The following is a 14,923-nucleotide window of genomic DNA, read 5'->3' as shown; positions in this document are numbered from 1 at the left end:
ATCCAGCTGCGATGACTCCGCGCCTACCGCTTCGCCGCTTCCTTCTGCAAATCCGGCGCATTGACGGCCGGAATCGCAACGCGGCCGGCGCCGGTCACCTTCAGCGCCTCGGCGGCCTTTTCGTTTTCCATGATCTTGGCCATCACGGCCTGTCCCGCGCGCTCGAAGATCGCGCGGTTCTCGATCACGAATTTTTGCGACTTGCGCAAGCCGTCGATGTAGCCGTTGATCTCGGGCACCACGTAGCGCGCGACCATGTCCCAGCTCCGGCGCGTGTTCTCCGGATTGGCCCAGTCGTGCACGAAGCCGATGACGGCGCCGATTCCGCCGGAGACCTGCATCACGTTCTTGATCATCTTGACGAGGTCGTCCGGCGTGCCGATGACGGAGGCTGCGCCGTCGACGAAGGCGGTCTTGTCCACCGCCTCGTCGGGTGAGGCGAACGCGGTGAGCCCGGGCCGTTGCAGCGTGCCGACATTATATTCATTGTGCCAGCGCATTAGGCCGGGGCCGGCCTCGCGGCGCGCCTGCTCGCGGGTCTCGGCGATGTGCCAGGTCAGCAGCACGCGCCAGTTCGCGCGATCGACTTTGGTGCCGTGCTTTTTCGCCGCGTCCTCGGCGAACTGCCATTGCTGCTGCAGCGACATCAGCCCCTGCGTCGTCATCGAGCCCAGCGAAATGATGCCGATGCCGTATTTGCCGGCGAGCGTCATGCCGGAGGGCGAGATCTGCGAGGCCACGACGAACGGCATCTCCTCCTGCAGCGGCAGGAGCTGCAGCGCAGCGTCGTTCATGGTGAACCAGTCGCTCTTCGCCGTGACGCGCTCGCCGCTGAAGAGGCGGCGGATCACGCCGATCGCTTCGTCCTGGCGGTCGCGCTGCGTCATCGGATCGATGCCGAGCGTATGCGCGTCGGAGGCGAGCGCGCCGGGACCCGAGCCGAAGATGGCGCGGCCGCCGGTCATGTGGTCGAGCTGCACCATGCGCTGCGCGACGTTGTAGGGATGATGGTAGGGCAGCGACACCACGCCGGTGCCGAGCCTGATCCGCTTGGTGCGCTCGCCGGCGGCCGCCAGGAACATCTCGGGGGAGGCGATCATCTCCCAGCCGGAGGAATGATGCTCGCCGCACCAAAACTCGTCATAACCGAGGCTATCCAACTGCTCGACCAGGTCGAGATCGCGCCGGAACTGGAGCATCGGATGCTCCCCGATCGGATGATGCGGGGCAAGGAAGGCTCCGAACTTCAGGCGCGCCATGGCGTTCTCTCCGGCTTACATTTTTTTGTTTGTGGCGCGAAGCTACGTGCTGGAGACAGCGAACGCAATCGTGCGATGTCCCGCGCGGCGGAATGCAGCCATGCGTATGTCGTCTTCCTCTCCCGGCACGCTGAGAGAGGCGGAACGCGCGAGGATCCTACCTTCGAGGTAATCGCGGCGCCGCATGCGGTCTGAGATGATCGGCAAGGACATCCGAGGATCACGCGCCGATGCATCAAACCGTCACAAAGCAGGTCGACACGTCGCGTCGCTGGTGGGTGCTGGCGATCGTCGTGGCCGCCCAGTTCATGTTCGGCGTCGATGCCTTCGTGGTCAACGTCGCCATTCCCACCATCGCGGTCGAGTTGAAGGCGTCGCCGGCTCAGATCGAATCCGTCATCGCGATCTACCTGATCGCCTATGCCACGCTGGTCGTCACCGCCGGCCGGCTTGGGGACATTCACGGCACCAGGAACGTGTTCCTGGCACGTCTGCTCGGCTTCACCCTGACGTCGCTGTGGTGCGGACTGGCGCGATCCGGTTCGGAGTTGATCGTCGCGCGATTGACGCAGGGTGCCTCCGCCGCGCTGATGGTGCCGCAGGTGCTGGCGACGCTGCATCTCCTGTTCACCGACGAACAGCGCAACCGCGCCTTCGCCATCTACGGCATCGTGCTGGGACTCGCGGGTGCCGCGGGCTTTCTGCTCGGTGGTCTCCTGGTCACGATCGATCTCGCCGGCACCGGCTGGCGCTCGGTGTTCTTCGTCAATGTGCCGTGCGGTCTCGTGATCGCGGTGGCGGCCTGGCGCATCATGCCCTCGGCACCGCATCGCGCCGGCACACGGCTTGACATCACGGGCAGCATCGTCCTGTTCGCCGGATTGCTGTGCATGATCGGTCCGCTGCTGCTGGGTCACGATGTCGGCTGGGCACCGTGGCTGTGGCTGGTGATGGCGGTCGGCGCCGCGATCCTCCTGGGGTTCCCGAAGCTGGAGCATGCGGTGACACGCGCCGGCGGCATGCCGCTGATTGATCTCTCGCTGCTGGCGGACGCCGCTTTCCTGCGCGGCCTTGGCGCGGCGTTCTTTTTCTTCTCCGCCAATCTCTCGTTCTATCTGGTCATGACGCTGTTCATGCAGCGAGGGCTGAAAATCCCGCCGCTCGCGGCCGGCATGGCCTTCATTCCGCTCGCGCTCGCTTTCGTCGTGGCCTCGCGCCACAGCGGCGCACGGGCGCGCCATCGCGGCACCAGGGTCTTGATCGAAGGCTGCGCGCTTCAGATCGGGGGCCTCGCGGCGCTTGCGCTGGTCGCGTTCTCTGTCGACGCGCCGTCTGCGCTCCTGCTCGCGCTCACCATGGTCGTGTTCGGCTACGGTCAGGGGCTGGTGATGGCGCCGCTCTCCGGCGCGGTGCTCTCGACGGTGAAGCCTGTGGCCGCAGGTTCTGCCTCCGGCATGTACGGCACCACGGCGCAGATCGGAAATGCGGCCGGAGTGGCCGCAATCGGCGCCGTGTTTTTCGCCGTCGAAGCGGTGCAATCAGCGCGCGCAGGATTTCTCGTCTCGCTCGCGCTGTTCGTGACATTAATCATGATCTGCACCGCGTTCCTGGCGTGGATGCGCGTTGTATCTGCACGAAGTTGAGGCATTGCGGTCAATACGTGCTGATTTCTGCAGGTTTTCCTGAGATTTAGCACCTCATCGACAGCACACGGTCTTTTTATTTTGCGCTGCAGCAACTATTTGGTTTGGGTGGACGTTGAACGTCGCCTGCCAGGAGCTGCCGTGTCGTTAACCAGAAATGTCGATCTCTTGAGACGTCTGCCAAAGCTGGACGGATTGCGCTTCGCCGAGTTTGGCCGGAGCGCCGATGCGTCCAGTCCGTTGCAAGAGGTCACGGGCTTCGGCGACAATCCCGGCAATCTGCGCCTGTTCGCGTTCGTGCCGCCGCAACTGCAGAAGCCGCGCGCGCTCGTCGTCGTGCTGCACGGCTGCGGCCAGACGGCGGCAAGCTACGACCTCGGTGCCGGATGGTCGACGCTCGCCGAGCACTACGGCTTCGCGCTGTTGATGCCGGAGCAGCAGCGCATCAACAACAGCAACACCTGCTTCAACTGGTTCAATCCGGAAGACATGGCACGGGACAGCGGCGAGGCCTGTTCGATCCGCGAGATGATCGCGCATATGACCGAAACCCATCGCGTCGATCCCCGCCGCATCTTCATCACGGGCCTGTCGGCCGGCGGCGGCATGACGTCGGTGATGCTCGCGACCTACCCTGAATTCTTCGCGGCCGGTGCGGTGATCGCGGGACTTCCCTACGGCATCGCGACCAATCTGCGCGAGGCGCTCGACGGGATGTTTCATTCCCCGGAGCGGCCGGCGCGTGAACTTGGCGATCTGGTGCGGCGGGCCTCGAATCATCGCGGGCCCTGGCCGAGGATCTCGGTGTGGCACGGCAGCGCCGATCGCACCGTCAATCCCGGCAATGCCAACGAGATCGTCAAGCAATGGCTCGACCTGCACGATCTGCCCGAGGCGCCGATGGCGGAAACTGACATCGACGGCTATCCGCGCCAGGCCTGGTGGAACAAGGACGGCGAGACGCTCGTCGAGTCCTACGCCATCACCGACATGGCCCACGGCACGCCGCTCGGCCTTGCCGACAACGACCAGCGCTATGGCGTGGAAGGCGCGTTCCTGATCGAGGCCGGCATCTCCTCGTCTTATCACATCGCCAAATTCTTCGGCCTCACCGGCTGGATTCCCGACGCTGCGAAGAAGGCGGAGGCAAAGCCGACGCCGGCCCGCTCGCCCGCGCCGCATCTGGCGCGCTCGATCCGCGCCGCGATCGCCGAAGAGCCGGCCGAGCCGAAGCGCGAGGAGGCCCGCGGCTTCGATCTCGGCCAGATCATTACGCGCGCGCTCACGGCCGCGGGATTGATGAAGTAACTCAGGCCGTCGCGCCGATAAGGCAGGAGTTTTGTGCCCGTCGTCGCTGCGATCCGCGAATGGGGTGACCGCAACCTGAGCCAGCCCGCGGCGTTCGCAGACGCCGCGGAATAGGCGCTCACATCTCGCCGGTGATGAACGGATTTGTCATCCGCTCCTGGCCGATGCTCGAGCCGGCGCCATGGCCGCAGATGAAGCCGACATCGTCGCCGAGCGGCAGCAGCTTGGTCTTGATCGAGTCGATCAGCGTCGCGTGACTGCCGCCGGGCAGATCGGTGCGACCGACCGAGCCCGCGAACAGGACGTCGCCGACATGGGCGAAGCGCAAGTCCTTGTTGAAGAACACCACGCTGCCGGGCGAGTGGCCGGGGCAATGATAGATCTCGAACTGGAGATCGCCGATGGCCACGCTGTCGCCTTCGTCGAGCCAGCGGTCCGGCTCGAAATTGCGCACCCCCGTCATGCCGAAGCGCGCGCCGCTCTCGACCACGTTGTCGAGCAGGAATTTGTCCGCGACGTGCGGGCCCTCGATCGGCACCTTCAGCGCGTCGCGCAGTTCGGCCGCGCCGCCGACATGGTCGATATGGCCGTGGGTGAGCCAGATCTTCTCCACGGTGACGCCGGTCTGCTTGATGGCGTCCAGGATCTTCGGCACGTCGCCGCCGGGATCGATCACCACGGCCTTCTTGGAAGGCTCGTCCCAGATGATGGTGCAATTCTGCTCGAACAGCGTCACGGGGACGATGATCGCGCCTGCCTTCGCGCTGGCCTCAGCTTGTGTCTCGTTTTGCTCGGTCATGGCGCCACAATGCCGATTTTTGCCATGCCGCCAAGCAAAAGATTTCTCCCCGGGGCCTGGGAACAACCGCAGACATCGTCACACGGCCGTCCCAATTCGCCTGCTGGTTTGAACCGGAGCGCTCCTTCCGCGTTCTCCCGCGCAACAAGCAGTTTTGGATGGATTTCCCGCATGGCTCAGGGCGGCAGCAATTGGTGGCGCGACGGCATCTTCTATCAGGTCTATCCGCGCTCCTTTCAGGATTCAAACGGCGACGGTGTCGGCGATCTCGCCGGCATTTTGCAGCGGCTACCTTATGTGAAATCGCTCGGCGTCGACGCGATCTGGCTGTCGCCGATCTTCCCCTCGCCGATGGCCGATTTCGGCTACGACATCTCCGACTACACGGGCATCGAGCCGCTGTTCGGCACGATGGCGGATTTCGATGCGCTTCTCGCCGCCGCGCACGACAACGGCCTTAAGCTGATCCTCGACCTCGTGCCGAACCACACCTCGGACCAGCATCCCTGGTTCGTCGAGAGCCGTTCCTCGCGCGACAATCCCAAACGCGACTGGTACATCTGGCGCGACCCGGACGAGGGTGGCGGCGTGCCGAATAATTGGCTGTCCGAGTTCGGCGGCAGCGCGTGGCAGTTCGACGAGACCACCGGCCAATACTACTATCACGCCTTCCTCGCCCAGCAGCCGGATCTCAACTGGCGCAATCCCGATGTCCGCGCGGCAATCTATGACGTGATGCGGTTCTGGCTGGAGAAAGGCGTCGACGGCTTTCGCGTCGACGTGATCTGGCATCTGATCAAGGACGCCGAGTTCCGCGACAACCCGCCCAATCCGCATTATGCCGAGGGCCGGCCGCCGAACGAAAAGATAATGACGCAATATTCCACCGACCAGCCGGAGGTGCACGACGTCATCGCCGAGATGCGCCGCGTCACGGATGCCTATGATGCCCGCGTCCTGATCGGCGAGATCTATCTGCCGCTGCATCGCCTCATGGCCTATTACGGCAACGATCTCACCGGCGCGCAGATGCCGTTCAACTTCGCGCTGCTCTCGACCTTCTGGAGCGCGCGCTCGATCGAGAAAATCGTCGAGGATTACGAGAAGGCGCTGCCGAAGGGCGCCTGGCCGAACTGGGTGCTCGGCAATCATGACCGTCCACGCGTCGCAAGCCGCGTCGGGCCGGAGCAGGCCCGCGTCGCCGCCATGCTGCTGCTGACGCTGCGCGGCACGCCGACGCTCTACTATGGCGACGAGATCGGCATGCATCAGCTCGCGATCGCGCCCGAGGACGTGCGCGACCCCTTCGAGAAGAACGTGCCCGGCATCGGTGTCGGCCGCGACGGCTGCCGCACACCGATGCAGTGGGATTCTTCCAACTTCGCCGGCTTCTCGGACGTCAGGCCATGGCTGCCGCTGCCGGAGGATCACATCCGCAACAACGTCGTCGATCTCGAGGCCGATTCACGTTCGATCCTGACGCTCTATAAGCGTCTGATCGCGTTGCGGCAGGGCTGTCCGCCGCTGGTCGCGGGCGACTATCATCCGCTTGCCGCGCAAGGCGATCTCCTGATCTATCGCCGCGAGGCCGAGGGCAGGGCGGTGACCGTGGTGCTCAATCTCGGCCCTGAGCCGATCGCGGTCACCACCAGCGCGATCAGGTTCGGCAGCGAGATTCTGCTGTCGACATTCCTGGATCGCGAGCGAGAGCGGATCGAAGGCGTGCTGGATCTGCGCGGCAACGAGGGCGTGATCATCACGCCACCCTGACCGTCGTCCTGGACAAGGCGAAGCGCAGATCCAGGACCCATTGCCCCAGGGAGTGGTTTGACGAAGATTCGTGGTGATAGCTTCGTACAACAATCACCTATTGGGGTAATGGGTCCTGGCTTTCGCCAGGACGACAACGGAGTGCGTGGTCGCACTGACTACCCCGGATGCTTGTTCCCTCGCACCGTCCCGTCGATATCGCTCCGCTTCAACAGATAGTCCAATCCGCCGACGCGGTACCAGCGATAGCCATAGGGCTCCAGCACGACGCGGTGCTGGCCGCGCTTGTCGGCGTGGCTGTGGTCCTCCGCGAGCAGATTGATCAGGTGCGCGCCGGCCTCGCCTGGCAGCCCCGCCGAGAACGCGATCTCGCGCGGCTTCTCGTCGAGATTGTGCACGAACAGCACGGAATTGTTGCGCCAGTCATAGCGCATGATGAACACGGCGGGATCGCGCGTCGCGATGATCGAAAAATCGCCCCAGCCGATCTCCGGCACCTCCTTGCGCATGCGGACGATGCGCTCGGTCCAGTTCAGCATCGAGTTGGGATCGCGCCGCTGCTTGGCGACGTTGACGTGCGGATAGCCGTACGGTCCTTCGTCGATGACGGGCAAGGCCGGCTTGTCGCTGGTGGTGAAGCCGCCATGCGGCTCCGTCGACCATTGCATCGGCGTGCGCGCGCAATTGCGCTCGGGGAGCGAAAGATCATCGCCCATCGCGATCTCGTCGCCGTAGCGGATCACGGGCGTTCCCGGCAGCGTGCACATCAGGCTGTAGGCGAGCTCGAGCCGCCGGCGGTCGCCACCGAGCATCGGTGCCAGGCGACGGCGAATGCCGCGGTCGTAGAGCTGCATGTCCTTGTCAGGACCGAAGCTTTTGAACACGGTGTCGCGCTGCGCCTTGGTCAATCGCCCGAGATCGAGCTCGTCATGATTGCGCAGGAACAGGCCCCATTGCGCCGAGGCGGGCCGCGGCTTGGTCGCCTTCAGCGCTTTCCCCAGCGGGCGGGAATCGGACGAGGCCAGCGCATAGAACAGATGCTGGTTGACCTGGAAATTGAACATCATATGCATGCGGTCGGCATCACGGCCGAAATATTCCATGTCCGTCTTCGGCAGCACGTTGGCCTCGGCGAGGATGATGGCATCGCCCTGCCGCCATTGCAGGAATTCACGGAACGTCCGCAGCATGTCGTATTGTTCGGCCGGCTTTTTCACTTTGGCGCCTTTGGTCGCGATGACGAAAGGCACGGCATCCATCCGAAAGCCTGAGACGCCGAGTTGGATCCAGAAGCCCATGATCTTCAAAATCTCGGCCTGCACGCGCGGGTTCGAGGTGTTGAGGTCGGGCTGGAAATCGTAGAAGCGGTGGAAGTACCAGGCGCCGGCTTCCTTGTCGCGCGTCCATGTCGATTTCTGAACGCCGGGAAAGACCATGCCCTGATTGGCGTTGGCCGGCTTCTTGTCGGACCAGACATACCAATCGCGGTAGGGCGAATTCCTGTCGCTCCGCGCCGCCTTGAACCAGGGATGCTGGTCGGAGGTGTGGTTGACGACGAGATCGATGATGACGCGAATGCCGCGTTGCTTGCAGCCATGAGTGAACTCGACGAAATCGCCGAGCGTGCCGTAGCGGGCATCGACGCTGTAATAATCCGCGACATCGTAGCCGTCGTCGCGGCCGGGCGAGGTCTGGAACGGCATCAGCCAGATCGTGGTGATGCCGAGGCCGTGCAGATAATCGAGCCGGCGCAACAGGCCCTTGAAATCGCCGATGCCATCGCCGTTGGCATCCATATAGGTGCCGACGGACAGGCAATAGATGATGGCGTTCTTGTACCAGAGATCGTCGATCATGCGCGCGCAGCCTCGGTGGTTCCGCCGAGGTGCGGCGGCTGCGTGATAAGTGTTAAGAGCGAGAGCGGTTCCGTACCCCGCCGTCGTCCTGGACAAGCGAAGCGCAGATCCAGGACCGAATACCACAGGCCGAAATTTGACGAGGACTGGTGGTGATCCCCTCGTGCACCAACGATCCCTTGGGTCACGGTCCTGGCTCCCGTGCGCAATTGCGCACTAGGCCAGGACGACGACGGAGGAATCGGCTATCCTCCCCCGATGGACAACACCGCCCGCATTGCCCTCGTACCGCCGCCGGACCGCCGACAATCCGAGACGGCGCTGGCGATCGCGCGCGGGACGGCGCGGTTGCTGCGCTCGCTCGGCTTCACCTGCATCAGCGAATTGCCGCTGCCCTCGGGGCGACGCGCCGATCTCGTCGCGCTGAACGAACGCGGCGAGGTCTGGATCGTCGAGATCAAATCGTCGGTGGAGGATTTGCGCGCCGATCAGAAATGGCACGAATACCGGGCGCATTGCGACCGGCTGTTCTTCGCCTTCACGCAGGACCTGCCTTGCGAGATCTTTCCGCAAGATACCGGCTTGATCATCGCGGATGCCTATGGTGCGCACCTGCAATGCGAGGCGCCCGAGCACAAGCTCGCTGCGGCCACGCGCAAGCAGATGACGGTGCGGTTCGCCATGGCGGCGGCGTTGCGGATCAACCGGCTGGTCGATCCGCAGGGGCATGCGGAGTTTTGGGAATAGCGGCGCCGCGAGCGCGATGCCGTAGGGTGGGCAAAGCGGAGCGTGCCCACCATCCAGGTCAAAGATTGAAGCAGACATGGTGGGCACGGCGCTTTGCGCCTTTGCCCACCCTACGGCACCGTTATCGCGGCGCGCGCTTGGCCAAAATCCGCTGCAACGTGCGCCGATGCATGTTGAGCCTGCGTGCCGTCTCCGAGACGTTGCGGTTGCACATCTCGTAAATGCGCTGGATGTGTTCCCAGCGCACGCGGTCGGCCGACATCGGGTTCGCCGGCAACTCGGACTTGTCCGAGCCGGTCGAAAGCAGCGCCGCGACGACGTCGTCGGCGTCCGCGGGTTTCGAGAGATAATCGACCGCGCCCATCTTCACCGCGGTGACGGCGGTGGCGATGTTGCCATAGCCGGTCAGCACGATCGCGCGGGCGTCGGGGCGCTTCTTCTTCAGCGCCGAGACCACGTCGAGACCGTTGCCATCACCGAGCCGCAGATCGACCACGGCGAATGCCGGCGCCGCCTTGCCGATCTGCGCCAGACCGTCCGAGACGGTGTCGCATGACGTCACCGCAAAGCCGCGCGTTTCCATGGCGCGCGACAGCCGCTCCAGAAACGGCTTGTCGTCCTCCACGATCAGCAGCGAGCGGTCGGTCTGTTCGTTCAGTTCGGCGATGGCGTTCAAGGTTTCGTCCTCTCTCCAGCGCGTCTACATATGGCGGCGCAATCGGGCGGTGCCAAGGGCGCCAATGGTCGATCGGCCCCGTTGTGCGACGCAAGGTCGCGGCTATCCTATTGTTTCTTCGAAGGTCTCGATAGCCTCAAAACGGTCTCGCGGCCACGTGATCTGGACCACTGCGCCATGGTCGGGAAAGGTCCGGTTGGTAAACGAGACCTTGGCGCCGGTGCGCTCCAGCAAGGTGCGCGCGATGAACACGCCGAGCCCGAGGCCGCCGCCTTCGTCCTTGCTGCGCCGCCGCGACAAATAGGGCTCGCCGATCCGGTTCAGGATGTCAGGCGGAATGCCGGGACCATCGTCGGAGATCACGAGCTCGATTGTGTCCTTGTTCCACCACGCATTCACCTCGACGGTGGTGCGGGCGAAATCGACCGCGTTCTCGACGATATTGCCGACGCCGTAGAGGATCGCCGGATTGCGCGAGCCGACCGGTTCGGCCACGATGGCGACGGCGATGCGCACCTTGATATCGACGCCGAAATCGCGGTGCGGCGCCACCACCTCCTCGATCAGCTCCGACAGCTTCATGCGGTCGAACGGCGCGCCGGTGGAGGAGAGCTGGGTGATCTTGCTCAATATGTCGCGGCAACGCTGCGTCTGCTCGCGCAGGGTCTTCAGGTCGGCGGCAAAGTTCGGCTCCTTCACCGTCTTCTCCAGCTCGCGCGAGATCAGGAAGATCGTCGCGAGGGGCGTGCCGAGCTCGTGCGCTGCGGCTGCGGCCAGGCCGTCGAGCTGGGTCAGATGCTGCTCGCGCGTCAGCACCAGCTCGGTCGCGGCCAGCGCGTCGGCGAGCTTGCGCGCCTCCTCGGTGACCTGGAACGAGTAGAGGCTGGTGACGCCGATCGCGAGCGCGATCGAGAGCCAGACGCCGACGAGATAGATCGGCGGCAGCACCAGCGGATCATCAGAATCCCAGGGCAGCGGCAGATGGAAGAAGAACAGGACCGAGGCGCAGGCGACAGCCAGCACGCCGAGGCCGAAGGTGAAGCGGGCCGGCAGCGCCGTCGCGGAGATCAGCACGGGCGCGAGGAACAGGAACGAGAACGGGTTCTGGAGTCCGCCGGTGAAGAACAGGAGACCCGCCAGCTCCACGATGTTGAGCGCGAGCAGTCCGGCCGCCTGCATCGGCTCCAGCCGCTGCAGCGGATTGGACACGGTCTGGAGCGCCAGATTGAGCGCCGCCGACAGGGCGATGATGCTGACGCAGGGAACGATCTCGACATTGAATTCCAGCCCCTGCGCCACGATGAAGATCGCGGCGAGCTGGCCGAGCACCGCGAGCCAGCGCAGTCGCAGGATCGTATCCAGGCGGATATGCCGCTGCGCGGGGCGAAAGTCGGAAGCGGCAAGTTCGGTCATTTCGGCCAATGGGGCGGTGCCTTCTCGATCACAAGCGCGCGGCTCACGGAACCGCCGGATTACAAGCCTTGCGCTCTCCGCTGCAATAGCAGAAGAACGCCCAGCATGACGGAGAATGACAAGGCTTCAAGCTGGCCGACTGTCGCGGATCGCAGCCTCTCCGCGGCAATCGCGGTCGATCACCTGGTCAAGGTCTACAAGCAGACCCGCGCCGTCGACGACATCTCCTTTTCGCTTCCGCGCGGCAGCATCACGGGGCTGCTGGGCGGCAACGGCGCCGGCAAGACCACGACCATCGCGACGATCATGGGCCTCGTGCTGCCGACCTCCGGCCGCGTGCAGGTGCTCGGGCATCGGATGCCGGAGGACAGCGCGTCCGTGCTGGGTCGGATGAACTTCGAGAGCCCCTATGTCGACATGCCGATGCGGCTCACGGTGCGTCAGAACCTCACGGTGTTCGGCAAGCTCTATGCGGTGAAGAACCTCTCCGATCGCATCGCTGAGCTCGCCGACGATCTCGATCTCACCGAGTTCATCGACCGCGCCAACGGCAAGCTCTCCGCAGGACAAAAGACGCGCGTTGCGCTTGCCAAGGCGCTGATCAACCAGCCCGAGCTGCTGTTGCTGGACGAGCCGACCGCCTCGCTCGATCCCGACACCGCCGACTGGGTGCGGGGGCATCTGGAGCGTTATCGCATGGCGAACAACGCCACCATCCTCTTGGCGTCGCACAACATGCTCGAGGTCGAGCGGCTCTGCGATCGCGTCATCATCATGAAGCGCGGCCGTATCGAGGACGACGATACGCCCGAAGCCATCATGGCCCGCTACAACCGCACCACGCTGGAAGAGGTGTTTCTGGACGTCGCGCGCGGAAGGGTGAACGGCGCGCAGGAGGTGGCACGATGAGCCAGGCCGTATGTTGCGACCGTAGCCCGGGTGAGCGAAGCGATACCCGGGAACGCCGCCAGCAAGGTCCCGGATATCGCTTCGCTCATTCGGGCTACGCGGTGCCGCAATGACCGAACTCTCCCTCCACCGCGGCATCTCCGTCCACCGCATTGGCGCGATGATCCTGCGCTATTGGTACCTGTTGCTGTCGTCCTGGCCGCGGCTGCTCGAGCTGCTCTACTGGCCGGCGCTGCAGGTCATCACCTGGGGCTTTCTGCAGCTTTACATCGCGCAGAATGCCAACTTCTTCGCGCGTGCCGGCGGCACCCTGATCGGCGCCGTCATTCTCTGGGACATCCTGTTTCGCGGGCAGCTCGGCTTTTCGATCTCGTTCCTGGAAGAGATGTGGGCGCGCAACCTCGGCAATCTCATGATGAGCCCGTTGAAGCCGATCGAATTTCTGCTGTCCCTGATGATCATGAGCCTGATCCGGCTCGCGATCGGCGTCATCCCCATGACGCTGCTCGCGTTATTCCTGTTTCACTTCAATGTTTATGCGCTCGGCGTGCCGCTGATCGCGTTCTTCTGCAATCTGATCTTCACGAGCTGGTCGGTCGGCATTTTCGTCTCCGGACTGGTGCTGCGAAACGGCCTCGGCGCCGAGAGCATCGTCTGGACCTTGATGTTCGGCATCATGCCGCTCGCCTGCGTCTACTATCCCGTCAGCGTGCTGCCGGTCTGGTTGCAATACATCGCCTGGACGCTGCCGCCGACCTACGTGTTCGAAGGGATGCGCGCGCTGCTGATCGAAAACACCTTCAGGACCGATCTGATGCTGAGCGCGTTGGCCATCAACGCGGTGCTGTTGCTTGCATCTTTTGGGGCATTCCTTGCCCTTTTGCGCAGCGCCAGGATGCAGGGCTCGCTGCTGTCAGGCGGCGAATAACGTCACTTTCTCGTGGATTCTGCCCGGTTTGGGCACCTCGGCCACGTAGATGTACGGAACCATGCATTGACGCAATATTACGCATTCGGCAGTATGCTGCGATGCGAAGAGGAATATAGCGATGCCGATTGGTGAGTTTGGCGGCGCGCCGCCCTTGGTGGCCGAAGGCAGTCCTGTCCTGACGACGCCGATGTACTGGATGTACGAGATGGGGCAAGCCTCTCTCAATCCAGCGCGTGCGATCACGGACGCGACCAAGCTCCTGTTTCAGAATCCGCTGAACCCCTGGGCACGCACCGAGGTTGGCAAGTCGGTTGCCGCGGCCTGCGAATTGTTCGAACGCACCACCCGCCGCTACGGCAAGCCGGAATGGGGCCTCAACGACACCGAGGTCAACGGCATCCGCGTTCCCGTCGAGGTCCGCTCGGTCTGGGAAAAGCCGTTCTGCCGCCTGCTCTACTTCGATCGCAAGTTCGCCCGTCCACTGCGCAGTCCGCATCCACGCGTGCTGATCGTCGCTCCGATGTCCGGCCATTACGCGACGCTCCTCCGCGGTACCGTCGAGGCTTTCCTGCCGGCGCATGAGGTCTACATCACCGATTGGGCCGATGCCCGCATGGTGCCGCTCAGCGACGGCCGCTTCGATCTTGACGACTACATCGACTACGTCATCGAGATGCTGCATGTCCTCGGCGGCAACACGCATGTGCTGGCGGTGTGCCAGCCCTCGGTTCCCGTCGTCGCTGCCGTTTCGATTATGGAAGCGCTACGCGATCCCTTTGTGCCGACCTCGATGACGCTGATGGGCGGCCCGATCGACACCCGGCGCAATCCGACTGCGGTGAACAACCTGGCCCAGGAGCGCGGCATCGACTGGTTCCGCAACCACGTCATCACCAAGGTGCCGTTCCCGCATCCGGGTATGATGCGCGACGTCTATCCGGGCTTCTTGCAGCTCAACGGCTTCATCAGCATGAATCTCGACCGGCATATGGATGCCCACAAGCAGCTATTCGCCAACCTGGTGAAGGGCGACGGCGACCTCGTCGACAAGCATCGTGACTTCTACGACGAATATCTCGCGGTGATGGATCTCTCCGCCGAGTATTACCTGCAGACCGTCGACACCGTGTTCGTGAAGCATTCGCTGCCGAAGGGCGAGATGACCCATCGTGGAACACGCGTCGATCCCTCCAAGGTCACGCGCGTCGCGTTGATGACCGTCGAAGGCGAGAACGACGACATCTCCGGCATCGGTCAGACCGAAGCAACGCACACATTGTGCAGCTCGATTCCCGATCACCGCCGCGTTCATTATGTCCAGAAGGGCGTCGGACATTACGGCGTGTTCAATGGCTCGCGCTTCAAATCGGAAATCGTGCCGCGCATCCACGACTTCATGGTCTCGGCGGCGAATCCGAGCTCATTGCAGGCTCTCGCGGCCGAATAATCGCGTTTTTCGGCTTTCCCGCTGAAAATCGACGCCCTGTCGGAGGCTCCGACAGGGGCGAGTTCCCGCTAGATTCGCGGTATTTAGGTAGCTTTGTAGGAGTGAGTCCAACCTCACCCCTTGGGGGTGCCACATGCGCCGAACGGGGGCGAAAAAAGCCGGTTC

The 14,923-nt window shown here is 63.8% G+C and carries 12 protein-coding genes; 7 read left to right on the top strand and 5 right to left on the bottom strand.

The features are described 5' to 3' along the window. Positions 1-23: 23 nt before the first annotated feature. Entirely contained in the window at positions 24-1,259 is a 1,236-nt protein-coding gene (locus tag AB3L03_RS16460; protein ID WP_018455870.1) for an LLM class flavin-dependent oxidoreductase, read from the bottom strand. 230 nt (positions 1,260-1,489) lie between these two features. On the opposite strand from AB3L03_RS16460, the gene AB3L03_RS16455 reads away from it, so the two are divergent. Both AB3L03_RS16455 and AB3L03_RS16450 read left to right on the top strand, forming a co-directional pair. After that, the gene (locus AB3L03_RS16455) at positions 1,490-2,902 is read left to right on the top strand and encodes an MFS transporter (protein WP_368508917.1); all 1,413 of its coding nucleotides are present in this window, start codon (positions 1,490-1,492) and stop codon (positions 2,900-2,902) included. Positions 2,903-3,043: 141 nt separating this feature from the next. Then, positions 3,044-4,210 carry a PHB depolymerase family esterase gene (locus tag AB3L03_RS16450; RefSeq protein WP_368508916.1) on the top strand — a complete coding sequence of 389 codons (1,167 nt, stop codon included), beginning with the start codon at positions 3,044-3,046 and terminating at the stop codon, positions 4,208-4,210. 118 nt (positions 4,211-4,328) lie between these two features. Here the strand turns inward: AB3L03_RS16450 and AB3L03_RS16445 are convergent, their stop codons facing one another. Next, a complete protein-coding gene (locus AB3L03_RS16445) occupies positions 4,329-5,009 on the bottom strand; it encodes an MBL fold metallo-hydrolase (protein ID WP_085361953.1) in 681 nt (226 codons plus the stop codon). A gap of 171 nt (positions 5,010-5,180) precedes the next feature. Here AB3L03_RS16445 and AB3L03_RS16440 point away from each other — a divergent pair, with 171 nt between their 5' ends. Continuing rightward, entirely contained in the window at positions 5,181-6,779 is a 1,599-nt protein-coding gene (locus AB3L03_RS16440) for an alpha-amylase family glycosyl hydrolase (protein WP_368508915.1), read from the top strand. Positions 6,780-6,937: 158 nt separating this feature from the next. Here the strand turns inward: AB3L03_RS16440 and AB3L03_RS16435 are convergent, their stop codons facing one another. Then, the gene (locus tag AB3L03_RS16435) at positions 6,938-8,635 is read right to left on the bottom strand and encodes an alpha-amylase family protein (protein ID WP_018455875.1); all 1,698 of its coding nucleotides are present in this window, start codon (positions 8,633-8,635) and stop codon (positions 6,938-6,940) included. 258 nt (positions 8,636-8,893) lie between these two features. Between AB3L03_RS16435 and AB3L03_RS16430 the strand changes: the two genes are divergently transcribed. Further along, complete coding sequence (locus tag AB3L03_RS16430) at positions 8,894-9,382, top strand: MmcB family DNA repair protein (RefSeq protein WP_018455876.1); 489 nt, start codon at positions 8,894-8,896, stop codon at positions 9,380-9,382. 121 nt (positions 9,383-9,503) lie between these two features. On the opposite strand, the gene AB3L03_RS16425 is transcribed toward AB3L03_RS16430, so the two are convergent. Continuing rightward, positions 9,504-10,058: an ActR/PrrA/RegA family redox response regulator transcription factor gene (locus AB3L03_RS16425; protein ID WP_007598178.1), complete on the bottom strand. Its 555-nt coding sequence runs from the start codon at positions 10,056-10,058 to the stop codon at positions 9,504-9,506. A gap of 102 nt (positions 10,059-10,160) precedes the next feature. Continuing rightward, the gene (locus AB3L03_RS16420) at positions 10,161-11,471 is read right to left on the bottom strand and encodes an ActS/PrrB/RegB family redox-sensitive histidine kinase (RefSeq protein ID WP_018455877.1); all 1,311 of its coding nucleotides are present in this window, start codon (positions 11,469-11,471) and stop codon (positions 10,161-10,163) included. Positions 11,472-11,576: 105 nt separating this feature from the next. Here AB3L03_RS16420 and AB3L03_RS16415 point away from each other — a divergent pair, with 105 nt between their 5' ends. From AB3L03_RS16415 to AB3L03_RS16405, 3 genes are all read left to right on the top strand, one after another. Continuing rightward, on the top strand, positions 11,577-12,380 hold the full coding sequence (locus tag AB3L03_RS16415) for an ABC transporter ATP-binding protein (protein ID WP_085349757.1): 804 nt from the start codon (positions 11,577-11,579) through the stop codon (positions 12,378-12,380). Between the two features lie 109 nt (positions 12,381-12,489). Then, on the top strand, positions 12,490-13,308 hold the full coding sequence (locus AB3L03_RS16410) for an ABC transporter permease (RefSeq protein ID WP_018455879.1): 819 nt from the start codon (positions 12,490-12,492) through the stop codon (positions 13,306-13,308). Between the two features lie 121 nt (positions 13,309-13,429). Then, on the top strand, positions 13,430-14,758 hold the full coding sequence (locus tag AB3L03_RS16405) for a polyhydroxyalkanoate depolymerase (protein WP_018455880.1): 1,329 nt from the start codon (positions 13,430-13,432) through the stop codon (positions 14,756-14,758). Positions 14,759-14,923: the final 165 nt, after the last annotated feature.

The organism is Bradyrhizobium lupini (assembly GCF_040939785.1).
Taxonomy (GTDB): Bacteria; Pseudomonadota; Alphaproteobacteria; order Rhizobiales; family Xanthobacteraceae; genus Bradyrhizobium; species Bradyrhizobium canariense_D.
This window is presented reverse-complemented; position numbering and strand designations above follow the sequence as displayed.